Below are 21,606 nucleotides of genomic sequence, written 5' to 3'. Positions count from 1 at the left end.
TCCGACTGCCATCAAATACTACCCGATGCTGAGGCTTTGCCAAGCAGCGTTCTCATTATTGCTAGGAAGGGCCCCTTGAAGCGTGTATAGTTGATGCGTTACCGAAATCCCCCGTGAGGGACCCGCGAGGAGCAACATGGATCAGAAATACGATGTACTAATCGTCGGCGGAGGCCCCGGCGGTGTGGCGGCCGCTTACTTGTGCCACAAAAACGGCCTGAGCCATATCTTGATCGAATCGGGCAAATCCATTTTCCAGGGCATCGCCAATACCTACCCCGAGGGTAAGAACGTCTACCCTTCCAAACCCAAGGAGAACCCGGAGCCTTTCCTGGTCGAGGAACTGCGCCCGCCTGACAAGCCGGTCACGGTGGAAAAATACATCCAGTACGTGCAGCACTTCGTCCAGCACGAGGGGCTCAACGTACTGACCGACACCCAGTTCGAGAACATCGAGGAAGGGCGCGACTACCTGAAGGTGCACACCTCCAAGGGGACCTTCCAGGCCAGAAAGGTGCTCCTCGCCTTCGGCAGTTCCATTCCCAAGGAACTCTCCGTGTACGGTGACGCCAAGATGGTCGCCAAGGGGCTCGACGACCCGAAGAAATACATCGGCGTGCGCACCCTGGTCATCGGCGGGGGCAACTCGGCCGCCGACGTGATCATCTCCATCCTGAAGGAAAAGAGAAACGCCAACGACAAGGAGCCGGTGTACTGGGCGCACATGGCGGAGACCTTCGACGTGAACAAGGAGACCGCGCAGCGACTGGGCGAGGAGATCCTTTTAGGCGGCAACATCAGGCTGCTCCCCGGCGCCACCCCTCGCATCGGCGAAGTGGACGACGAGGGTGTGGACCGGCTGGTGATCCGGGTCAGCGAGGACAAGATGGCCGGCGGCATCGAGCGTTACCACGCCATGAGCTTCCCGATGAAGAACGTGATCGCCTGCATCGGCAGCCAGGGCCCCACCTCCATCTACGACAAGATCGGCGTGCAGACCATCGCCTGCGCCGAGGGAGTGTGCCAGGTGGCCAAGGAAGGTGATCGGCTGCTCCTGCTCACCGCCGACTTCGAGTCCACCAGGAAGGGAGTCTACGTGATCGGTGGGGCCATCTCCCCCTCCTACATGCGTATCAGCCAGGGCGCCATCCACGAAGAGCGTCATCCCAACCTTATCTACACCGCCGTGAACGACGCGCATCACGTGGTCGAGGCGATCCTCAAGAAGATCAAGAAGTAAGCGCCCCCTTCCCTCTCCGTCCACCCTGGCCCTCTCCCTCCGGGAGAGGGCCAGGGTGAGGGCGTCGCCACGAAGGGACGCACTCGCCTCAAGCAACGCCCTCGCCCCTTCCCCTCTCCCAAAGGGCGAGGGGGTTTCGTCTACGAACGAAAAAAGGGAAGCCCAAATCGGCTCCCCTTCTGCTTATCTAATTACTAATTTCAGCCAGTCCCTAGTCCCTAGTCCCTAGTCCCTGGCCCCCAACAGCCTACTTCATCTCCTCCTTGAGCCCCTCGACCACCGCCTTCACCTCCGCGATCATCTCCCTCGCCTGGGGCGAGTGCTCACGTTTCAGGTAGTTCTCGAAGTGCTTGATGGCCTCCGCGGTGCGGTCCTGGTCGATGCAGATGTTGCCCAGGGTCAGGTAGCTCATGGTGAAGTCGGGGTCGAGACGGATCGCCTCAAGGGTCTCCCGCTCGGCCGCCTCCAGGTCGTCCATATCGTAGTAGAGCTCGCCCAGGTTGAAGCGGGCGGTGGCGTCGGTGGGGTCGATCTCGATGCCGCGGTGGTAGGCCGCGATCGCCTTCTCGTTGTCGCCCAGCCCGTAGTAGAGGTCGCCCATGGCGTTCAGCGCGAATACGTTGGACGGGTCGAGCTCCAGCGCCCTCTGGAAGGCCTTGAGCGCATCGTCGGCGCGCTCCATGGCGTTGTAGACGAGCCCCATGCTGACGTAGCCGTCGCAATCCTTGGGCTGCAGTTCGGTCACCTTGCGATAGCAGCCCAGGGCGTCCTTGTGCTTGCCCGATTCGAAGTAGACGTCCCCCAGGGCGGTCAGACCATCCAGGTCGCCGGGGGCCAGTTCCAGCCCCTTCTTGAGGGCGGCGATGGCGTCATCGACCTGCCCAGCTTCGGAGTATGCCTCGCCGAGGTAGAAGTACCCCTCCGCGTTCTGGGGCTCCAGCGCGGTGCAACCCTTGAAAGCCTCGATGGCCTTGGCGTATTCGCCGGACTCCATCTGCGCTATGCCGTTTGCCAGCTTTTCATCAAAAGTTGTTGCCATTGCCACCTCCACGACTCCAATCGGATTTCATTGGCGCACACTATAACAGGAAGCGCTCCCTTTGCCAACTTAAGAGCGACTCAAAATGCATTAAAACCTTTCACATATCATTTTTCTCATCTATACTGCAGCAATCACACGCTAAAGGGGAAGGCAATGCCAGAGGAGGCTGGTGAGCAACTGGGACTGAGGACACTGGAGGATATCAGCGCGCTGATTCTCCAGTCCCACGATCTGCAGGAGACTCTGGACAACATCGTTAACCTGGTGGCTAAGAGGATGTCCTCCGACGTCTGCTCCATCTACCTGTTGGAGGAGGACGGGGAGACTCTGCGCCTGCACGCCACCCGCGGCCTTTCCAGGCTTTCGGTCGGCATCACCATGAAGGTCTCCGAGGGTCTGACCGGCCTGGCCGTTGAACAGCGCGGCGTGGTCGCCACCGACAACGCCCCGAGGCACCCCCGCTACAAGTACTTCCGCAAGACCAAGGAAGAGAAGGTACTCTCCTTCCTGGGCGTCCCCTTTTTCGAGCGCGACAACCCGATGGGTGTCCTGGTCATCCAGAATCGCGAGGCGCGGACCTTCACCCCCCAGGAGATCAGCGCCGTCTCCACCATAGCCTGGCAGATCTCCAGCATCGTCTCCAACGCCAAACTGCTCGACTCCATCCGCAAGAAGGAGGAGGAGCGCGCCTTCTACGCCGCCGAGGTGGACCGTCTCAGGAAGAACGGCGTACTCAAAGAAGGGGGACGCTCCGCGCGCAAGTCCCCCTCCTCCTCCGCCCTTACCGGGATCGGCATATCCCCCGGCTTCGCCCTGGGCAAAGTCTCCATCCTGCACCACAGGGGCCCCAGCGAAGAGGCGGTCCTGGAACGCGCCCGCCCCCGCTCGGAAGAGCTGAACATGTTCCACCAAGCCCTGGAGAAGGCCCGCATCCATACCATCTACATGGAAAAGCGGATGGGGGAGATCCTCTCCGAGGCCGACGCGGCCATCTTCCACAGCCACCTGATGATCCTCGAGGACCGCGGCTTCATCGCGAAGATCACCGCACTCATAGAGGAAGGGCTCGGCGCCCACCGCGCGGTGAACCAGGTGGTAGAGGCCTACGTCTCCGCCTTCGCCAGGATGGAGGACCCGTACCTGCGCGAGCGCTCCGCCGACATGGAGGACATCGGGCGCAGGATCTGCGACGCCCTGAACGGCCACAGCAGCCACCGCGAGCGGCTGCGCGACGAGCGCATCATCGTGGCGCGCGAGCTGCTCCCCTCGGACCTCGCCATCATGGATCACGGTAAGGTGATCGGCATCGCCACGGAAAAGGGGAACCAGAACGCCCACTCGGCCATCATGGCGCGCGCCCTTGGCATCCCCGCCGTCTTCGGCGTGGAGGGGCTCTTGCAGCGGGTCGGCGTGCGCAGCGAGGTGGTGGTGGACGGAAACTCCGGGTGCGTCTACGTCAACCCGGACCAGAGCGTGAAGCAGGAATACGTGCGGCTGCAGGGCGAGTTCGACCTGAAGCAGCGCGCCCTCGAGGAGATCCGCGACCTCCCCGCCTGCACCCCGGACGGCTGCACCGTCACGCTTTTGGCCAACATCGGCCTCCTGAGCGATCTCAAGGTGGCGCACCTGCACGGGGCCGAGGGGGTCGGCCTGTACCGTACCGAGTTCCCCTTCATGACCCGCTCTTCCCTCCCCTCGCGCCAGGTGCAGGCGGCGGTCTACCGCAAGGTGCTGGAAGGGTTCCCGGGGCTGCCGGTCAACATAAGGACCCTCGACATCGGCGGCGACAAGGGGCTCTCCTACTTCCCGCACCCCAAGGAGGACAACCCGTTCCTTGGGTGGCGCTCCATGCGCCTGTCGCTCGACCGGGAGGACATCCTCAGGGAGCAGCTGGCCGCCATCCTGCTCGCGTCGGCGTCCGGGAAGTGCACCCTCATGTTCCCGATGATCTCGGGGGTGGACGAGGTGCGGCGCATCAAGGCGATCCTGGCACAGGTGAAGGAAGAGTTGACCCGCGATGGAAGGAGTTTCGACGCCCGGATCGGGCTGGGTGTGATGGTCGAGCTGCCGGCGGCGGTGCTCGTGGCCGACATGCTGGTGAAGGAGGTCGATTACCTCAGCATCGGGACCAACGACCTGATCCAGTACACCCTGGCCTGCGACCGCAACAACCCGAGGGTGAGGAAATGGTACGACCCGTACCATCCGGCGGTGCTGCGTTCCATCAAGAAGGTGGCGGATGCCGCCGCGGGCGCGGGCAAGCCGGCGTCGCTCTGCGGCGAGATGGCGGGAGAGCCGATCAACGCGATACTGCTCATGGGGCTTGGCCTGCGCAGCTTCAGCCTGTCGGCGCCCAACATCCCCCGGGTGAAGGAGGCAGTGCGCCGCATAACCCTGAAAAAGGCACGGGAGATCGGCGACCGGGTGCTCGCCATGGAGAGCGCCCAGTCGATAAGGGAATACCTGGAAGCGACCCAGCGGGAACTGGGGCTTTGAAAACGAAGGCCGGGCCCCGCAAGGGACCCGGCCTCTCTACTTTATATCCAGCAGTCGCCGCCGTCGTAGTTCAGCTGATCGGAGCCGTTCTTCCTGGAGCGCAGCTTCGCGTTTTTCACGCACCCTTTCAGCTTGTCAAGCGCCTCGTCTTTGGCTTCGCCAAGCTTCTCGCGGACCTCGCGACCGGTTTTCGGGGTAAAGAGGAGAGCGGCACCCGCAGCTACCGCGGCTCCGGCCAGGAAGGCCAGCAGTGCGGCCTGTTCGCTTTTCTTCGACATGTCGTATGCTCCTTTTGGTTCTGGAAGTTATAACCGGAGAAAAATGTGCAGTCATTCTTATCACATTCCGCAGCGCAATAAAACCCCCAACAACAAATAATGACGCTTTTCCTGCCATCCCGTTTTCTGATTTGAATTGGACAGAATTAGATGCTACTATCCGCTGATAAAAATCCCCAAAGGAGATATGCATGTTTTCCTTCAATAAATCCACTGTGCCTGCCGTTGCCGCCCTGCTTTTGGCCTTGACGCTTCCCGCCGGTGCTCTAGCCGAGGAGGCCGCAGGTAGCGCGGCCAAGGATCCGCTCAAGGAAGCCTCTGAGGTGGCGAAAGAGCAGCAGCAAAAGGCACTGTCCCATCAGTCCCAGCACCCCGCCAACATCGCCGTGCTCCGCGTCAACGGCGCCGTGATCACCAAGCTGGACATGGACCGCGCCCTCAAGGTCATGCTGGCGCAAAGCCAGGTGAAACAACCCTTGGCGCCCGAGGCCCAGAAGGAGGCCGAATCCGCCGTACTGGAGCAGCTCACCTCCGTGGAGCTCCTGTACCAGGAAGCCGCCAAGCTCGAAATACCCGACCTGGACAAGCAGGTCAACGACAAGGTGTCTCTGAACCGCGCCAAGTTCAAGACCGACGAGGAGTTCATCGAAGCCCTGAAAAGCGTCGACATGACCATGCAGGACATGCAGGACTTCACCCGCAAGGACATCGTCATCAACAACTTCATCGAGCAGAAGTTCACCGCCAAGGCGGCGGCCACCGATGCCGAGGCCAAGAAGTTCTATGAGGAGAACAAGGACCAGTACTTCAAGCAGCCGGAAGCGGTTCGTGCCAGCCACATCCTGGTAGGTGCCGACGAGAAGGCAACGCCGGAGGAGCGCAAGCGCGCCAAGGAAAGGGCGGAGGCGCTGCTAAAGCGTGTGAAAGCGGGCGAGGATTTCGCGGCCATCGCCAAAGCCGAATCTTCCTGCCCCTCCGCCAGCCAGGGTGGCGACCTCGGTGCTTTCGGCCACGGTGAAATGGTTCCCGCCTTCGAGAAAGCGGCCTTCGCCCTCAAGAAAGGCGAGGTAAGCGGCGTGGTCGAGTCCGAGTTCGGGTACCACATCATCAAGGTGACCGACAAGCAGGAGGCGGGCGCCGAGAAGTTCGAGAACGTGAAGGACAAGATCACCGACTTCCTGAAACGGCAGAAAGTGCAGCAGGAAGTGTCCAGCCTGGTGGACACACTGAGGAAGACCGCCAAGATCGAGAAAGAATAAAAGTCCGCGGCGGCACATCCAAAGACAGAGTCATCAACGAAAAGGGCCCGGTATACCGGGCCCTTTTTTTATCGTGCTCTCTCTATCCCATCTCCCCTCTCCCTACAAGGCGAGGGGATCATCACCTGCGGCGCTTGCCCATCTCTCTTCTCCCCTCTCCCCCTGGGAGAGGGGCAGGGGTGAGGGCGCGGCATTTGATGCCCGCGAACTGACGTCCCACCCTTTGCGAAGGGGGACAGGGGGATTTTGCTGTTATTTACGCCGCCGTTGTCGGCGGCGGCACGAAGACCCTGGTCGCCAGCTCGCTGTCCAGCATCAGCAGCCCCTGCCCGTTGTCCCCGATCAGCTTGAGCTTCCCGATGATGTCCCTGTCGTTCTCCTCCTCTTCGATCTGCTCGGTGACGAACCACTGCAGGAAGATGTTGGTGGCGTGGTCCTTTTCGGAGAGGGCAAGGTCGGTAAGATCGTTGATCGAGGAGGTGATGGTGAGCTCGTGCTTCAAGGTCTGCTCGAACATGTCCAGCAGGTTCTTGAACTCCTCGGGAGGCGCGGCGATCGCCTGCAGCTTCACGTGCTCACCGCGGCTGTTGATGTAGTTATAAAACTTCATAGCATGAACCATCTCTTCCTGGTACTGAACCATGAACCAGTTGGCGCTCCCTTTGAGTCCGATGGAAGCGGCATAGGAAGACATGGAAAGGTAAAGATAGGCAGAGTAAAGTTCGTTGTTGAGCTGTTTATTGAGAGCGGTGCAAATCTTTTCGGTCAGCATCAGGTTCTCCTCCTTGTAATCAAATAGCACGTAGTCTGGAATATTCGTCTCGATGATGCACGTTCTATGTTACCCAAGGCTGTGCCGTTGGCAAGCAAGGTATACGCGAGGCAGGTAGTGCGGGTCAGGTCCGGGAATCTAGGGTCGACGGCCCCACCCGTGTAGGTAGCGTTTGTAGGCCTTGCTGGCCGGCGTCTTCAGGTAATAAAACAGGGTGCCGAACTCGGCCACGGCCTTCAGGTAATCCGCGCCGCAAACCTTGGATCCCTTGACATCCCGCCATTCTTGCAGCGGAAATTCCACCCAGTTGTCGCTCACCTCGGCGCTGGACAATTCCAGCACCAACGGAAACCTCGCCAGCATCTCCACGTCGAAAATCCAACTGACCTTGAACGGGCTGGAGAAGACGATTTGCAACGCCGTCGAGTTGCGAAAGATCTTGGCCCCGCACTGGGTATCGTAGATGTTCATGCCCAAAAGCAGCGAAGCGAAGGTGGCGAAGATCCTGCCCAGGTAGTGCCTCAGGGCTCTGCGCTTGATCCTCCTGCCCAAGAGCCGAACGCGCGCCCCCAGCACGGCGTCGACCTGGCGCTGCTCCAGTACCACGCAAAACTCGGGGATGACCTCGAGCGGCGTTGCCAGGTCGGCATCCCAGTACCCAACGTAGTCGAAAGCCCCCGCACTCGCCTCCAACATCCCGCGCCGGACAGCCTCCGCCTTGCCGCAGTTGCTCTCCAGATCGATCACCTCGACCTGGGCGGGATTTTCGTCCCTGATGGAGTTGAGTACCTGCAAGGTGCCGTCCGTGCTGCCGTCGTTGACGAAGAGGAAGGACAAGGAGGGATCGGTGTGCAGGGCGGAGAGGAAAGCCTGCGGCAGGAGGCGCTGCGATTCGTTGTAACAGGGGACTACGATCCTTGTTTTTCGCACAGCACCCATCCTGTGAGGCCCGGTATCTTTATCCCAAACCGGCCCGCGGCAAGCAGCATCTTGTTGTCGAGCTTCAGCGCCTGGTGAATCAGAGAAGTTAGCAGCGCCCCCCTTCCCCAACGCCCAACCCCTTCAGAGGAGGCAGCCGAACCAAATAGCTTGAAGAGTACCAGCATCGGCAACAGCAAGGAGGAAAACAGGTAGCCCGAGCGCCGGACCTTCAACCCCGCCCCTTCGACCAGGCGCAGCAACTGCGAGAGGCTGTAGCGACGATAATGTCCGAGAAAGGCGTCGTGCTCGCTGAAGAGGGCTTGGAAAGCGGGCACCGTTATGAGGACGAGGCCCTTGGACGCGAGGTGCCGGTTCACCACGTCCTTGAGAAAAGCGCCGTCCTTCTCGATATGCTCGAGCACGTCCAGAAGCAGGACCAGGTCGAAGTTCCCCTCGTCGGGCAACTCTTTGCGGAAGGAGATACCGGTCTTTCTCGCCGCGAACGCACCCAGTTGTTCCTCGGAGAGGTTGCAGTCAACGGCGGTGATTGATCGGACGGCGTTATCCTTGAAAAGAGTTTCGGCAACGAAACCGTCGCCGCAGCCGACATCGAGGACCCGCACCCCCTCGGCCAGATGCCCCGAAAGGATATCGCGCAAAGCATCCAGTCGGGAGGTCTCCCACGGGTGCCTCTTTTGGTGTCCTGCCTGAGCCTCTTTGAGATCCATCCGACCGTGACCCTGCCTTTGTCAGTCCAGGATAAGATTGCGCCAATGTCTCACATCAGCGGGGCATAAGTCAATGATTGCTGTTTTGTTACAGGCAGCCCTCCCAAACATCCACACCAGCTCTCCCGGTGCATGAGCATGCCCCTCCCCTATGAGCATTCCCCCTCTCCTTTTGGGAGGGGGGCAGAGGATGGGAGGAGAGGCCATCATCGGTGCGGATCGCAGCTTCAACTAACCCTTGTTCGTTCCCATCTTGTCGATGAATATCTTGATCAGGTCGATGGGCACGGGGAAGATGGTGGTCGAGTTCTTCTCAGCCGCGATCTCGGTCAGCGTCTGCAGGTAGCGAAGCTGCAGCGACATCGGTTCGTCCGCCATCACCTTGGCCGCCTGGGCCAGCTTCTCGGAAGCCTGCAGCTCGCCTTCTGCGTGGATGACCTTGGCGCGCCGCTCGCGCTCCGCCTCCGCCTGCCTGGCTATCGCACGCTGCATTTCCTGCGGCAGGTCAATGTTCTTCACCTCGACCGTCGACACCTTCACCCCCCATGGCTCAGTCTGCCGGTCCAAGATCTCCTGGAGTTCCCGGTTGATCTTCTCCCGGTTGGCGAGGAGCTCGTCGAGGTCGACCTGCCCCAGCACGCTCCTGAGGGTGGTCTGAGAGAGCTGGCTGGTCGCGTAGAGGTAGTTCTCCATCTCGACCACGGCCCGCACCGCGTCGATCACGCGGAAGTAGATGACCGCGGAAACCTTGACGGTAACGTTGTCATGGGTGATTACGTCCTGGGAGGGAACGTCCATGGCCACGATGCGCAGCGAAACCCGGACCAGCCTGTCGATGCCAGGGATGATCAGTACGAGGCCGGGGCCGCGCACCTTCTTGACCCGGCCGAGCCGGAACAGCACCCCCCTTTCGTACTCGGGGAGGATGCGGATGGCATTGGCAAGAAAAGCAACTATCAGGAACAGTACCACCAGGACCGGAAACAGGTTCACGACGTTCATGATTCCCTCCGTTTACAGCTCTTATTAAAGCCTGAAAACCCGCCCAAGTATATCGAAACAGGGCCTTACGTCAAATTGCCGTATTGCCAAATCCGCTCATCCATGTTATTGAAGAAAACTCTAACTATGGGAAATTTCCGAATGAAACCGAACATCAAGATACTGCTCATAGAAGACGACGACGGCAGCCGCGAGGCGATGCTCATCCTGCTCAAGGCGAGCGGCTTTGCGATCAAGGGGTGCTCCAGCGGCAAGGAGGGGCTCGACCTGTTGGCCGGCGAGCCGTTCGACATCGTCATCAGCGACCTGTTCCTGCCGGACGTGAACGGCATCGACATACTGACCCGTGTAAAGCAGGACTCCCCGCGCACCGAAGTCATCCTGGTCACCGGTCACGGTTCCGCCGAAACCGCCGTGCAGGCGATGAAAAAAGGTGCCTACGACTACATCACCAAGCCCCTCAACATCGAAGAGCTCCGCATCATCATCGACAAGGCCGTGGAAAAGGGGCAGCTGTTAAGCGAGAACGTCTACCTCAAGAAGCAGTTGCGGGAGAAGTACGAGTTCGCCAACATCATCGGGAACTCGCAGGCCATGCAGCAGCTCTTCTCGCGCATGAAGAGGATCATAAAGACCGATTCCACCGTCCTCATCCTCGGCGAGTCCGGCACCGGGAAAGAGTTGGTCGCCAAGGCGATCCACTTCAACGGCAACCGCAAGGACAAGCCGTTCATCGCGGTGAACTGTTCCGCCATTCCGGAGAACCTTCTGGAGAGCGAGCTGTTCGGACACGTTAAGGGAGCCTTCACCGGCGCGGTGAAGGAGAAGGTGGGAAAATTCGAGGCCGCCAACAACGGCACCATCTTCCTGGACGAGATAGGCACCCTGCCGATGCACCTGCAGACCAAACTGTTGCGCGTGCTGCAAGAGCAGGAAGTCGAGCGGGTCGGTTCCAACAAGCAGATCAAGCTGGACGTGCGGGTCATTTCCGCCACCAACGTGAACCTCGAGGAAGAAGTCGCGCGCGGCAACTTCCGTGAGGACCTATTCTACCGGCTGAACGTCATCCCGGTCCTGATCCCGCCCCTGCGCGAGCGGATCGAGGACATCCTCCCCCTCACCAAGCATTTCCTGGAGAAGAACTGCCGTTCCATGCAGCGTCCCATCATGCACCTGGACAAGGATGCGTTGGAGGCGTTGGAGGCGTATCCGTGGAACGGCAACGTGCGCGAGTTGGAGAACATTGTGGAGCGTATCGTTGCCCTCACCGAAGGCGACGTCATCACCCTGCGCGATCTTCCCGCCAACATAGTCAAGAACTACCAGGAAGGCTCCCACTCCGTGAGCGTCACCCCGGCCGGCATCGACATGGTCCAGGCCATCAACGAGATCGAGAAGCGCATGATCGGCGAGGCGCTGCAGTTGGCCGGCGGCGTCAAAGCCCGTGCCGCCGCCATGTTGAGCATCAACCGAACCACCCTCGTCGAAAAGATGCGCCGCCTCGGCATGCCGATGTAGACTTTCTTCTTGTCGGGAGACAATTAAGTCGTTACATCGACAATTAAGTTGTTACATCGACAATTAAGTCCTTGCGTTTTTCATTAACCAGCTTACCTATTCGAACTCACCACAAAGGCCTCACCCTGGTTGCTGATGCAAAATGGGGGCACTCGCCCTGCCCCCTTATCCCTCTCCTCCTCACGCCCCCCCCTCTTCCAGCCAAATAGCTAGAATGATTTTTTTGCAATTGACCACAATTAAAAAAGGTTATACCTTCGCGGTAGAATGGCGCGGGTTATTGAGCAGAAAACCGCTCATCAAGCCGAATGGAACATTTGTTCCAAGAGACAAGCGATTTAATACGGTGAGTTATGCGAATGATGACCTTTCGTGGTTTTTTATAGGCTAGGATTTTTTTGACTTGAGAGGACCTGTAGAATCACAGTTTTTGGCAGATCAGCGGTTCACGCGCGCGTGAACCGCTCAATAAGTAGTTAGGCTGCATAACTCCGGAGACGTGCCATGAAATTCCATTACAAGAAACAACTAATCATCGTCTTGGTCGTCGCGGTGCTCATCTGGATTTCCCAACCGATCTACTTATATTTAAAGATCGATCCAGTAACGCTCGCACGATCGAATATCCGTGATGTCAGTGAGCACTTGTCTGCAGCACGCGCACAGTTGGATGTTGGCGTTTCGCAGTTTCCTGCTGGTTCTCCTGCCTGGCTACGGGACGCCAGAGATCACGTTGCATACGCCACAGTCAAAGCAGACGATCAGACACGCCTTTTGCAGGTACTTGATAAGGAACGATCAAGCTTGGATAGGGATTCAATACAACCACTGATTGCTTCGCTCGTGGCTATCTTTGGGACGCTTTCGACAGTTGTACTTTCTTGGCGCAAGGACATGCGCGAAGCTAAAGCAGAAATTGAAAAGGCAAGAGATAAAGAACCAAGAATTATTATTCGGTGATACCGCCTAACCCGCCACTGGAGTCGTCTCGCTGACGCTCGCGGCTCAGCGGCGACCCGTTGAGCAATTTATATTCAACGAGGTGTCTATGCAACCAATCCGTCACGGTGCAATAGAGGGCAACATAGCATCAGTGACTGTGACATTCAATGACACGGGCGTAACATCTGTGCTCAAAACCCGACTAGGTAGCGCCTGCCATTTCTTTGATCAATTTCCAGTTGGGGACGACGATATTCAACTCCGTTTGGACTGGTCCGACATAGATCACAATGGCCAACCCACACTTGATGCCGATTTCATTAACCGCGCGACAGGCAAGCACCGTTCAATACAAGGCAGACGACAAGACGCACATCACACCGTTTCCTCACCCGGCGGTGGTCGTTGCTACACGTGGAAATTTGATGGCGTCAGTCATCAGTTCAGCGTTTCGGTTAAATGGCTCTCTTCTGTGTCGGAAAGCACATATTTAGAAGATTTTTGCTCAGCTGAAGTCATCCGTGCAGCAGATCGTAATCCAAAAGAAAGATGAAAGGTCAACTCTTCATTTCCCATATTTGAGAAAAAGCATGGAGTTGCCAACAAGACAGTTGGACGCCGACCGCCCGAAAAGACTGGGCTGGCGGGTCAACTGCCGAGCCGTTATGGCATAAAAAAATAAATGTAAGTTAAAGAAATAAGCAGACACAGGGGGCTAGTTTCCATGCTTAAATATATTTTAATTATGTTGCTTCTTGCTGCCACACCGGCTTATTCCGAGACGGAAGCCAAAGATATTGCCGAGCCACCTCATTTCACCCTCATGGGGTCCATCGGGAATAACTCAGCCATGGCCATGAAGTGCTACGGTGAGGCCCCATTTCAGGAAATTGACTGTGCCTTTACTCAGGTGATGATATCTGCGACCTCCGCAAAGGATTTGGCCGAACGGAAAGTAGAAGCCATAAAGGAGTTGGAAAAGGTTCAACGGAAAGAAATACAGGAGCTGAAAAAAGAATTGTCCGGTACGGGCATGGAGAAATTTCAGAATCGGATGAAGAATGCTACTCCTGAGCAACAAGCATATGCTCAGGACTTAGTATCAGTAATCAAGGCAATTACCTTATCAAAGGACAAAACCTCACTGAAGAAGGCCCTTCTTGACCAGCAAGACATAGAAGGCTCAACATGCTCCATCACACTTAACACCTTTGATCTGCATTTTTCGCGTATTTCGAAGAACAAGTGGCTGTACAACCCCGGACCTACCGGCCTGTGCAATGTCGTTCGTGTTTCCACGCTCGAAAACTCGGAGGCGTACCCAGAATTGTGGACCTATTCCCAAAACACTGTCACTGCCGACAAAGACCCCGTTTGCCAAAAGTGGGTTGAGGTCGGAGCGACAATGGTCACGTCCTGGGATTCACCCAAGGCGTTCAAGTTTGAGCAGTGTAAATACATCCAATTTGGTCATTAAAATTTCTGTCGTGAGCATAACCAGGCTTACGACCCGCCCAAAAGCCAGCGGATCAAAGCCGTACACGTTGTGCAGTTTAAACATCGTGGTCACCTGCGGCCACAACTAACTCCCTCTTACGTCAAAGTGTAAGGACTTTATTGTCTGGGGAATTGGTCGCCTAATGAAAAGTATGCCGGAATTGTAAGAATTTTCCGTGCGGAGTAAGATAACGCTACAAGCGTGAAAACAGGGCCTTGGCGTCTCTTTTTGTAACGATTTAATTGTCTCCTGACAGTTGCTGTCCGGAGACAATTTAAGTCCTTACATCGACAATAGAGTCCCTACCTTTTTAATCCAATCCTGAAACAGGCAAACAATTAAGTCCTTACATTTTTTCAAAAGCCCCTTGAATTGCTACAAATTTTGCCGGAAGGCTGAAAGCTTTAATTCATGCCGCAGCGAGGTGGTTATTGTTTGTCCGACGAGTATCGTGGGGCACAGATCTCATAGAATACCAGAATCCGAATCTTACCTTCTGCATTACTGCTGTCTGAAAACTTTACACTCGAATTCCCCTCTCTCTCAATAATACCTGATAGTTATGCCTATGGCCGAGGAGTCGGTGCTTTGATTCCACTCGAAAACCCCTTTTTTTACAGTCGTGAAACTTTACACTTATGGTCAATGCGCACCCTGTTGTGAATCTGAAATGGCGTGCAACACCGGCCAGGTAGCGAGACGGTAAAATATTTGCAAGATGTTATAAAATAATTTATGTGGAGGGGGCTATAGATGAAAAAGCAGCTATCCACATTACTGGCAGCAGCGCTGACAGCGGCAGTGGCCGGGACAGCCAACGCCACTCTCACCACCATCGGCACTGCAAGCTATCAGGGTGTCAGCTACAACCTGATCTGGGACAACGACGGTCCCAACGGTTCAACGGTCTGGCTGGATTATAGCAACAGCACAAACCTCTGGGTTGATCAGGTATCCTGGGCGTCCGGGCTGGGAAACGTACTCACCAACATCAATACGTCCGGCTACAGTGTCAACTGGACCGACAGCAACTGGCGCTTGCCTACCTCGGTGGATGATCTAACTAATTCGGGGTGCGGCTTTAATATTGCTACCTCCGAGTTCGGGCATCTCTATTACACCGAACTGGGAAACAAAGGGTATTATGACACCAGCGGTAACTATCAACCAGGCTGGGGGCTGGTCAATGACGGTCCATTCCAGCATTTGCAGTCGACCTCGTACTGGTCGGGCACGGAGGCCTCTGGAATTCCGAACTACGCCTGGTACTTCGATACCTACTTTGGCTTCCAGTACGTGGATGGCGAGGACGTGGGCCACGAGGCCAGCCCCCTTCTCCCTGGCATGGCCGTTCGCTCCGGACAGGTTTCAGAGGCCGCGCCGGTGCCCGAGCCATCAACCTTGCTGCTCTTAAGCGTCGGATTTCTTGGACTGGCTAGATGGCGGTTGCACAAACGCGGCCGTTGATTCTTTGGCGCTTTAATCATCCGTTGATCTTCCCGCCGGTCCGCTGTCAGTAGATCATCATCCATCCACCAGGGGATCTAAAATCCCCACAGCCTATCCCCCAGCACCCTAATGACAAAAGGCACCGGCAAAGCCCAGGTGCCTTTTGTCATTAGTTTAGGGAAGCGCTTTTCAGGACTTAAATGACTTCATAGATGCGAACCTCGGGCTGGTCTTGCAGGTATGGGCTAAGTTCCGCCACGACATCTTTCGTGAAGAGTTTGCTCTCGAGGTAGGCTTTGGCATCGGCAACAGTGGCGAAACCGTGCAGAACCTGCACGTCCTCCTCCCTGACGAGCAGTTGCTTCGACTGCGCCCCCTTGATCTGCTTCAGGAATGGTTCCTTGTATTTTTTGTACACTCCAGCGGCGGCGGGCCGATTTTCATCGGACACCTTCAACGTGATCTCGAGATACGCCATGGTGTTCCTCCTTTCCAGTTTTTGCAGCGGTATCGCTGCAGGTAAACATTTTACCAGATTTTGCGAGGCCTCCTTCTCTTCATCCAGCAGGTACCGCCCCCTCAACTGATAGTTCCCGCCCGGCATTCTTGAGATTTTCAGTGCACGTATCGAACGATTAGGGATATCCACCTTTCCCTCCCGATATTGATCGGGTCCTGTCGCCTTTCGGGGACGCCAGCAGTTCGAGCTGTACAGGACGAGCTATCCTTCTTTGACTTATACAACCTTTTAATTTAAGCTAGCCACGTGGAAAGGTAGCGAAGCGTCCAACGATTGGAGCAGGTGATCAACTAGTTGCAGGCGTTCAAGGGGGGGGAGCTGTTGCCTCTTTGAAATTGTCGTTGTAGCCATTGCGCGCATGCATCGAAAGCCAAGGTACTGGAAGAAACTTTAAGATCTAGGAACTAATGATGAGCGAAGTATCTATCGTGCGCTGCGACTTTGAGCGACATGCGGATGCGATACTGGAAATCTTCAACGAGGCGATCTTGAACTCGACCGCGCTGTATGACTACAAGCCCCGGACGCGCCAGTTCATGGCCGAGTGGTTCGAAGCCAAACGGGCGGGCGGTTTTCCGGTAATCGGGATAGAGGACAGCAGTGGAGTGCTGCTGGGATTTGGAAGCTATGGCATCTTCCGAGGTTTTCCGGCCTTCAAGTACACGGTGGAACACTCGGTATATGTGCATAAGGATCATCGTGGTCATGGGCTCGGCCGGACGGTTATGCAAGAGCTGATAGCTGCGGCCCGAGACAATGACGTTCATGCGATGATAGGCGGCATTGATGCGACCAACGCCGGAAGCATAGCGCTGCATGAGCAGCTTGGCTTTAGGCACGTCGGCACGCTACCGCAAGTCGGCTTCAAGTTCGGCCGCTGGCTCGATTTGGCTTTCTACCAGTTGTTGCTAGATACGCCAAACCATCCCGTCGATGGCTGACGCAGGCTAGCCGGTACGTTCCTCGTAGTCGCGATCCACTTCTTCGTAGTCGTGATCCACTTCTTCGCAGTCGTGATCCACTTCTTCGCAGTCGTGATCCACTTCTTCGCAGTCGTGATCCACTTCTTCGCAGTCGCGATCCCCTTCTTTGTGGTCGCAATCACCTTCTTTGTAGCCGCGATCCCTTTCTTTGTAGTCGCGATCCCTTTCTTCGCAGTCGCGATCCCTTTCTTCGCAGTCGCGATCCCTTTCTTCGCAGTCGCGATCCCTTTCTTTGTAGTCGCGATCCCTTTCTTCGTAGTCGCGATCACCTTCTTTGTAGTCGTTATCCCCTTCTTCGTAGTCGCGATCCCCTTCTTCGTAATCGCGCCCCCTATCTTTGTAATCGCTCCTGCGTTCTTTGTAGTCGCTGGTGCGCCTTTGGGCGTGTAAAGGATTTTGTGTAAATGCCCTATCGGCTATGTATCTGGCAATCTTCCTTCGTAGATGATGGATAACAGGATCTAGGAGGGGCAAACATCAAATCGCTTAGGGGAGAATTCGTCGATGTGGATGAGGGAGAGCCAAGAGTCAGTGAGGATGTGGGGGGTGCCGCCGGGAGGGTGTGGGTATGATGGAGGGTGCCTTGGTGGCACCCTCCGGAACCGAAATGTAAATCAGGTGATGGTTACGCTCACGGTAGGGGACCAGGGTCCAGGACCATCGGAACCGTGGTGCCTCATCCTGAAGAAGGTGTTCCCCGCTTCCAGGTTTTCCAGGTTCATGTTTGAGGCATCGGGGAAGATCGACTTGTGAAACCAGTCTGCCTCCACAGAGGGATTGCCTCTATTGATCTGAATCTCGTGATTGAAAGCGCCCGGCATGGTACTGGCGGTAGCAACCGCCCTCCCCTGCTCTGCAGTGTTCACCACGTTCAAATCGTTAGGAGAAACGAGGGGCAATTTTACCCTGGTGTGACTTCTACGCTCCTGGGTCACGGTGAAGCCGGTGGTGAAAAGCGCATCCGGATTACGAATGGAAGCAGCTTCCAGAAGCGGTGCTATTTCCTCCAGGATGACTACCAATTCCTCCATGATCTTGTCCCGCTCCCGAATAAGCGCACGATCTCCATTGCTGGCCGCTCGGTAGGCTGCATCGTAAAGAGCCGCCTTCTCGAAAAATAGTTGCCTGATGAAGATATTGGCCCCCCAAAAATCATCAGAGAAGATCGAGTTTCCGGTCAGGCAATGCTTCACCTTCAGAACTAGTGCGTGGAACTTCGTTGGTGTGAGCCGTCGATAATCTCGCTTTATCCTTCGCTGCACCCCCATTGCCACCTCCTTTGGTCCCGCCTCGGGCAGACCAATTTGTGATTAATTTTCTCTAACGATACAGTAAAATACCTGCACCTCTGGAACCTGTCAAGGCGCAGATTTATTCGTCGAGAAAAATCCGGGCACGCGGGAGGGGAATAATCAAGCAAATCGAAAAGGTCATTATCATATTGAAATCAGCTGACCTTTAGGACAATATGAGGGCGCACGGCTGGCTGGAACCGATCTATTCCGCAAGCGGAGGGGCCCATTGCAAAAGGGGGCCCGATTTTTTCGCGCCCGCTTGCGGTTCCTTCCCCGCGGCTTGATCCGGTGCGGGTTGCTTCCCGAGCAGGAATTGCTTCACTTTTTCAGACAAGGGGACTGAGGTCTCCCCTACCTTGATATCCTGGATGTCCTTGGCGGGTCCGGACAAGGCGACGGTCTGTACCTCACCGGAGGCGTACTTGATGACCAGGGTGTCTGCAAAGGCCGACCCGCTCACGACCAGACAGATGACGGCTGCGCCCAACGATTCAAGCTTCCAGTTCATGGTGATTCCTTTCCGTTTCATGCATTACTCCTTAATATTTTGAGTAGCTTAGAGGATACCACATGTACAACTACGACGAGGATATGACCGACGCGACGCCACAGTTCCGGCTCCCGGAATGGATCGGCTGCGCTCCCTTCGAGGAATACCTGGGGATGCGGATTGAGGAGGCGAAGGACGGACGAGCGGTGCTCAGCATGCCCTTCAAACTGAAACTTGCCCAAGGGGTGGGGCTCATGCACGGAGGGGCGATCACCTCCCTTGCGGACACCGCTGTGGCCATGGCCATCAAGAGCATCCTCCCGGAGGGATCAGACTTCGTCACGGTGGACCTGCATCTCAAGTTTTTTGCCGCGGTTCGGGAAGGCTCGGTACGGGCCGTGGCGCGGGCTATCCCGCAGGATGAGCGCAAGATCGTCGGCGAGGCTGAGATCTTCAACGGCGAGACCAAAGTGGCGGAGTTCAACGCATTCTTCATCGTCAAGAGGAAGGGTGCTCCTTGAATTACTGCGCGTACTCCTTCCAGACCAGGCCGGTTTCGGCGTTGAACTTGGTGACGCCATCGCTGTCCTGCATGCTGCCGGTGAAGGCCTCGTCGTCTTCCCACAGAATTCCGTCCGGCATGAGCACCCTGGCCACCACCCCTTTGCCTGAGATGGTTTTGGCTCCCAACTGCTTCGTCCTCCCGGTCTTGCTCTGTTCATAGATCTTCAAGGTGAACTTGAGGGGGGCCGGCTCTTTGCCTTCGGTTTCCACGGTGAAGGTGTAGATCCCCTCCCCTGCCTTCTCGATGATCGCCTCCCGGGTCTTTTCCGGCGTCTTGACCACGATGGGCGACAACTGCTTTTCGCGCCGGGACTCGCTGCGGGTCATCGCCCTCCCCCTTTTCGACTTCGGGTATTCCTTGAAGGATACGGCGAGCTTGACGTCATGTGCCCCGGCAACAATCAGCTTCAAGTCTCCGTGTATGGAGGGAATCACGATCCCTTTCTCTTCCGGCGGCTTCTCTGAAGGCCTCGGTCCTACCGTTTCTTTCTTTGCCTCGACCGGCTTTACGGGGACTTGCAGTTGCCCGGCTGCGGCCACTGCGGCACGACGGGCCTGCTCCGCCTTTTCAGCGGCCACCCGCTCCCGGGCCAACTGTTCGGCCTGGGCGCGCAGCGCGGCAAGGCGCTCTGCTTCAACCCTCTTCCGCTCCTGCTGCTCCTGCTCCAATCTCTTCTTCTCGGCTGCCGCCAGACGCGCCAGTTCGGCCTTGGCGGCTGCCGCCTGGGCCCGTTCCTGCGCCAGCTTATCCTGCTGGGCCTTCAGGGCGGCCACCCGCTCCTGCTCTGCCTTTCTCTTCTCCAACAACGCCTGCTCGGCGAGCCGCTTCTTCTCTGCCGCGGCCTGACGCTGCTGTTCCGCCTTCTCCGCTGCCAAGCGCTCACGGTCGCGCGCCACCCTCTCCGCCTCGGCACGTTGGGCGGCTTTCCGCTCCTGTTCGGACTTGCGCTTATCCTGCAAGGCCTGCTCGGCCAGCCGCTTTTTCTCGGCCGCCGCCCGGCGCCGCTGTTCCGCCTGCTGGGCTGCCAGTTGCTCCCGTTCCCGCGCCTGTCTCTCCGCCTCCGCACGCAGGGCAGCCTTACGTTCCTGCTCTGCCTTTTTCTTCTCCTCGGCGAGCCGCTTCTTCTCGGCAGCAGCTTGGCGCCGCTGTTCGGCCTTCTCGGCTTCCAGTTGCTGCCGCTCGCGGGCCTCCCTTTCCGCCTCGGCGCGCTTGGCGGCTTTCCTCTCCTGCTCGGCCCTGCGCTTTTCCTGCAGGGCCTCTTCGGCAAGCCGCTTTTTCTCGGCCGCGGCCTGGAGCCGCTGCTCGGCCTTTTCGGCTTCCAGTTGCTGTCGCTCGCGGGCCTGCCTTTCCGCCTCGGCACGCTGGGCGGCTTTCCTATCCTGCTCGGCCTTGCGCTTTTCCTGCAGGGCCTCTTCGGCAAGCCGCTTTTTCTCGGCCGCAGCCTGGCGCCGCTGCTCCGCCTTCTCTGCCGCCGCCTCCCGCTCCTGCAGGGCCTTTTCCTCTGCCAGTTGTTCCCGCTCACGTGCCAGCTGCTCGGCCCGGGCGCGTTCGGTGGCGACACGCTCCCTTTCCGCTTCTCGCTTTTCCTGCTGTTCCTGCTCGGCTTTGGCGACGGCCACACGACGCTCCTGCTCCGCCTTTTCCGCTGCAACCCGCTCGCGTTCCCGAACCAGCCGTTCCTGCCTGGCCCGCTCCGCTGCCCGTCGCTGCAATTCCGCCTGTCTTTTTTCCTGGAATTCCTGTTCCGCTTTTTTCGCCTCGGCAGCCTTCCGCTCCTGCTCCGCTTTCACGGCCGCCGCCTTTTCCCGCTCGAGCGCCAGTTTTTCCTGCCGTGCCTTTTCTGCGGCCCTGCGTTCCTGCAGCGCCTTCTCCCGCGCGATCTTGTCCTGCTCGGCTTTCACCTTGGCCGCTTCCGCCGCTTTGCGTTCCGCCTCTTTTTTCTCGGCAGCCTTGCGTTCCGCCTCCTGCTTCTCGGCGACTTTGCGTTGGCGTTTCGCCTCTTCCTCGGCCTGGCGATCCTGCTCCTCCTGCAATGCCGCTAGCCGTTTGCGCTCGGCCTCCTCGCGGGCCTTGGCCTCCTCGGCCGGATCGGGTGGCGGCGGGGTCTCAGGCTCCTCCACTTCGGCACTGTCGTCCTCCTGCGGCTCGTCTTTCGCCTTTGCTACCAGGACCGGCATCTTCTTCGGACCGGGCGCAGGCCGGTTCGGCTTGCCGGCGGCCATCCTTGCGGTCACCATCTCTACCTGGGGCTCTTCCCCCGTCGCCTCCGCCGCCTCGGGGACCGGGTCCGGCTCTGCCGCGGCATCGGGCCCGGCAGCGGGAGGGGTAACGGCGGCAAGGGCGTTCAGGGGCAGTTCAGAGGCCGTTGCTGTGGGGGCGCTGCTGGCCTTGTCGGGGGTCGCGGTGGCGGTCATGGGGAGGGACGTAGGGGATACCCAAAGGATGTCGAACTTGGCGGTTGTGCCGGTCTGGGGGTAGTAGATCGCAGTCGACGACAGCACGAAAAACAGCAGGGTGTGGATCGCAAGGGAGCCCACGGTGGCCCAAACGATGCCCCCCCGGTCTACCCTTCTGTTCAACCACACGTAATCGTCCATAACTCCGTCAA

21 protein-coding genes are annotated in these 21,606 nt (G+C 57.7%); 10 read left to right on the top strand and 11 right to left on the bottom strand.

The genetic code is table 11. The features are described 5' to 3' along the window. Positions 1 to 136 precede the first annotated feature (136 nt). Complete coding sequence (locus KP003_RS07725) at positions 137 to 1,240, top strand: NAD(P)-binding domain-containing protein (protein WP_216791412.1); 1,104 nt, start codon at positions 137 to 139, stop codon at positions 1,238 to 1,240. Positions 1,241 to 1,487: 247 nt separating this feature from the next. On the opposite strand, the gene KP003_RS07720 is transcribed toward KP003_RS07725, so the two are convergent. After that, complete coding sequence (locus KP003_RS07720; protein WP_216791410.1) at positions 1,488 to 2,279, bottom strand: tetratricopeptide repeat protein; 792 nt, start codon at positions 2,277 to 2,279, stop codon at positions 1,488 to 1,490. Positions 2,280 to 2,435: 156 nt separating this feature from the next. Here KP003_RS07720 and ptsP point away from each other — a divergent pair, with 156 nt between their 5' ends. Then, entirely contained in the window at positions 2,436 to 4,778 is a 2,343-nt protein-coding gene (gene ptsP / locus KP003_RS07715; protein WP_216791409.1) for a phosphoenolpyruvate--protein phosphotransferase, read from the top strand. Between the two features lie 41 nt (positions 4,779 to 4,819). Here ptsP and KP003_RS07710 read toward each other — a convergent pair whose 3' ends face one another. After that, positions 4,820 to 5,056: a YtxH domain-containing protein gene (locus KP003_RS07710; protein WP_216498085.1), complete on the bottom strand. Its 237-nt coding sequence runs from the start codon at positions 5,054 to 5,056 to the stop codon at positions 4,820 to 4,822. 191 nt (positions 5,057 to 5,247) lie between these two features. On the opposite strand from KP003_RS07710, the gene KP003_RS07705 reads away from it, so the two are divergent. Then, a complete protein-coding gene (locus KP003_RS07705) occupies positions 5,248 to 6,315 on the top strand; it encodes a peptidylprolyl isomerase (RefSeq protein ID WP_216498087.1) in 1,068 nt (355 codons plus the stop codon). 256 nt (positions 6,316 to 6,571) lie between these two features. Here the strand turns inward: KP003_RS07705 and KP003_RS07700 are convergent, their stop codons facing one another. The 4 genes from KP003_RS07700 to KP003_RS07685 all read right to left on the bottom strand — a co-directional run bounded on the left by KP003_RS07700 (position 6,572) and on the right by KP003_RS07685 (position 9,738). Then, a complete protein-coding gene (locus tag KP003_RS07700) occupies positions 6,572 to 7,087 on the bottom strand; it encodes a ferritin (RefSeq protein ID WP_216498088.1) in 516 nt (171 codons plus the stop codon). A gap of 138 nt (positions 7,088 to 7,225) precedes the next feature. Beyond that, positions 7,226 to 8,017: a dolichyl-phosphate beta-glucosyltransferase gene (locus KP003_RS07695; protein ID WP_217300566.1), complete on the bottom strand. Its 792-nt coding sequence runs from the start codon at positions 8,015 to 8,017 to the stop codon at positions 7,226 to 7,228. Next, positions 7,996 to 8,736 (bottom strand): class I SAM-dependent methyltransferase, encoded by a 741-nt coding sequence (locus KP003_RS07690; protein WP_217300565.1) that lies wholly within the window; start codon positions 8,734 to 8,736, stop codon positions 7,996 to 7,998. Before KP003_RS07690 ends, KP003_RS07695 begins: the two co-directional genes overlap by 22 nt. Before the next feature lie 231 nt (positions 8,737 to 8,967). Further along, on the bottom strand, positions 8,968 to 9,738 hold the full coding sequence (locus tag KP003_RS07685; RefSeq protein WP_217300564.1) for a slipin family protein: 771 nt from the start codon (positions 9,736 to 9,738) through the stop codon (positions 8,968 to 8,970). A gap of 141 nt (positions 9,739 to 9,879) precedes the next feature. Here KP003_RS07685 and KP003_RS07680 point away from each other — a divergent pair, with 141 nt between their 5' ends. The 5 genes from KP003_RS07680 (at position 9,880) to KP003_RS07660 (ending at position 15,163) form a co-directional block, all read left to right on the top strand. Next, complete coding sequence (locus KP003_RS07680) at positions 9,880 to 11,256, top strand: sigma-54-dependent transcriptional regulator (RefSeq protein WP_216498094.1); 1,377 nt, start codon at positions 9,880 to 9,882, stop codon at positions 11,254 to 11,256. A gap of 504 nt (positions 11,257 to 11,760) precedes the next feature. Then, positions 11,761 to 12,216: a hypothetical protein gene (locus KP003_RS07675; RefSeq protein WP_216791397.1), complete on the top strand. Its 456-nt coding sequence runs from the start codon at positions 11,761 to 11,763 to the stop codon at positions 12,214 to 12,216. Between the two features lie 88 nt (positions 12,217 to 12,304). Then, entirely contained in the window at positions 12,305 to 12,751 is a 447-nt protein-coding gene (locus KP003_RS07670; RefSeq protein ID WP_216791395.1) for a hypothetical protein, read from the top strand. Positions 12,752 to 12,922: 171 nt separating this feature from the next. After that, a complete protein-coding gene (locus KP003_RS07665) occupies positions 12,923 to 13,675 on the top strand; it encodes a hypothetical protein (RefSeq protein ID WP_216791393.1) in 753 nt (250 codons plus the stop codon). A 774-nt stretch (positions 13,676 to 14,449) separates the two neighbouring features. Further along, on the top strand, positions 14,450 to 15,163 hold the full coding sequence (locus KP003_RS07660) for a PEP-CTERM sorting domain-containing protein (RefSeq protein WP_216791391.1): 714 nt from the start codon (positions 14,450 to 14,452) through the stop codon (positions 15,161 to 15,163). 178 nt (positions 15,164 to 15,341) lie between these two features. On the opposite strand, the gene KP003_RS21720 is transcribed toward KP003_RS07660, so the two are convergent. Next, on the bottom strand, positions 15,342 to 15,794 hold the full coding sequence (locus KP003_RS21720; protein ID WP_239027630.1) for a hypothetical protein: 453 nt from the start codon (positions 15,792 to 15,794) through the stop codon (positions 15,342 to 15,344). A gap of 281 nt (positions 15,795 to 16,075) precedes the next feature. On the opposite strand from KP003_RS21720, the gene KP003_RS07645 reads away from it, so the two are divergent. Next, positions 16,076 to 16,606 carry a GNAT family N-acetyltransferase gene (locus KP003_RS07645; RefSeq protein ID WP_236026789.1) on the top strand — a complete coding sequence of 177 codons (531 nt, stop codon included), beginning with the start codon at positions 16,076 to 16,078 and terminating at the stop codon, positions 16,604 to 16,606. Between the two features lie 6 nt (positions 16,607 to 16,612). Here the strand turns inward: KP003_RS07645 and KP003_RS07640 are convergent, their stop codons facing one another. From KP003_RS07640 to KP003_RS07630, 3 genes are all read right to left on the bottom strand, one after another. Next, on the bottom strand, positions 16,613 to 17,122 hold the full coding sequence (locus KP003_RS07640; protein WP_217300563.1) for a hypothetical protein: 510 nt from the start codon (positions 17,120 to 17,122) through the stop codon (positions 16,613 to 16,615). 140 nt (positions 17,123 to 17,262) lie between these two features. Continuing rightward, positions 17,263 to 17,916 (bottom strand): IreB family regulatory phosphoprotein, encoded by a 654-nt coding sequence (locus tag KP003_RS07635; RefSeq protein ID WP_216498104.1) that lies wholly within the window; start codon positions 17,914 to 17,916, stop codon positions 17,263 to 17,265. A gap of 229 nt (positions 17,917 to 18,145) precedes the next feature. Beyond that, positions 18,146 to 18,472 (bottom strand): hypothetical protein, encoded by a 327-nt coding sequence (locus tag KP003_RS07630; protein WP_216498105.1) that lies wholly within the window; start codon positions 18,470 to 18,472, stop codon positions 18,146 to 18,148. A gap of 41 nt (positions 18,473 to 18,513) precedes the next feature. Here KP003_RS07630 and KP003_RS07625 point away from each other — a divergent pair, with 41 nt between their 5' ends. Further along, positions 18,514 to 18,954 carry a PaaI family thioesterase gene (locus KP003_RS07625; protein WP_216791385.1) on the top strand — a complete coding sequence of 147 codons (441 nt, stop codon included), beginning with the start codon at positions 18,514 to 18,516 and terminating at the stop codon, positions 18,952 to 18,954. Position 18,955: 1 nt separating this feature from the next. Here KP003_RS07625 and KP003_RS07620 read toward each other — a convergent pair whose 3' ends face one another. After that, positions 18,956 to 21,595: a hypothetical protein gene (locus KP003_RS07620; protein WP_217300562.1), complete on the bottom strand. Its 2,640-nt coding sequence runs from the start codon at positions 21,593 to 21,595 to the stop codon at positions 18,956 to 18,958. Positions 21,596 to 21,606 lie beyond the last annotated feature (11 nt).

Source organism: Geomonas diazotrophica (assembly GCF_019063885.1).
Lineage (GTDB): Bacteria > Desulfobacterota > Desulfuromonadia > Geobacterales > Geobacteraceae > Geomonas > Geomonas diazotrophica.
Note: the sequence above shows the minus strand (reverse complement) of the source record. Positions and strands in the feature narration are given on the sequence as shown.

Excerpts from the sequence above, each read along its gene's own strand:
- KP003_RS07690 (WP_217300565.1), bottom strand. The coding sequence starts at position 8,736 with ATGGATCTCAAAGAGGCTCAGGCAGGACACCAAAAGAGGCACCCGTGG.
- KP003_RS07685 (WP_217300564.1), bottom strand. The coding sequence starts at position 9,738 with ATGAACGTCGTGAACCTGTTTCCGGTCCTGGTGGTACTGTTCCTGATA.
- KP003_RS07670 (WP_216791395.1), top strand. The coding sequence starts at position 12,305 with ATGCAACCAATCCGTCACGGTGCAATAGAGGGCAACATAGCATCAGTG.
- KP003_RS07665 (WP_216791393.1), top strand. The coding sequence starts at position 12,923 with ATGCTTAAATATATTTTAATTATGTTGCTTCTTGCTGCCACACCGGCT.
- KP003_RS07720 (WP_216791410.1), bottom strand. The coding sequence starts at position 2,279 with ATGGCAACAACTTTTGATGAAAAGCTGGCAAACGGCATAGCGCAGATG.
- KP003_RS07675 (WP_216791397.1), top strand. The coding sequence starts at position 11,761 with ATGAAATTCCATTACAAGAAACAACTAATCATCGTCTTGGTCGTCGCG.
- KP003_RS07710 (WP_216498085.1), bottom strand. The coding sequence starts at position 5,056 with ATGTCGAAGAAAAGCGAACAGGCCGCACTGCTGGCCTTCCTGGCCGGA.
- KP003_RS07700 (WP_216498088.1), bottom strand. The coding sequence starts at position 7,087 with ATGCTGACCGAAAAGATTTGCACCGCTCTCAATAAACAGCTCAACAAC.
- KP003_RS07620 (WP_217300562.1), bottom strand. The coding sequence starts at position 21,595 with ATGGACGATTACGTGTGGTTGAACAGAAGGGTAGACCGGGGGGGCATC.
- ptsP (WP_216791409.1), top strand. The coding sequence starts at position 2,436 with ATGCCAGAGGAGGCTGGTGAGCAACTGGGACTGAGGACACTGGAGGAT.
- KP003_RS07635 (WP_216498104.1), bottom strand. The coding sequence starts at position 17,916 with ATGGGGGTGCAGCGAAGGATAAAGCGAGATTATCGACGGCTCACACCA.
- KP003_RS07645 (WP_236026789.1), top strand. The coding sequence starts at position 16,076 with ATGAGCGAAGTATCTATCGTGCGCTGCGACTTTGAGCGACATGCGGAT.
- KP003_RS07660 (WP_216791391.1), top strand. The coding sequence starts at position 14,450 with ATGAAAAAGCAGCTATCCACATTACTGGCAGCAGCGCTGACAGCGGCA.
- KP003_RS07725 (WP_216791412.1), top strand. The coding sequence starts at position 137 with ATGGATCAGAAATACGATGTACTAATCGTCGGCGGAGGCCCCGGCGGT.
- KP003_RS07680 (WP_216498094.1), top strand. The coding sequence starts at position 9,880 with ATGAAACCGAACATCAAGATACTGCTCATAGAAGACGACGACGGCAGC.
- KP003_RS07705 (WP_216498087.1), top strand. The coding sequence starts at position 5,248 with ATGTTTTCCTTCAATAAATCCACTGTGCCTGCCGTTGCCGCCCTGCTT.
- KP003_RS07630 (WP_216498105.1), bottom strand. The coding sequence starts at position 18,472 with ATGAAACGGAAAGGAATCACCATGAACTGGAAGCTTGAATCGTTGGGC.
- KP003_RS07625 (WP_216791385.1), top strand. The coding sequence starts at position 18,514 with ATGTACAACTACGACGAGGATATGACCGACGCGACGCCACAGTTCCGG.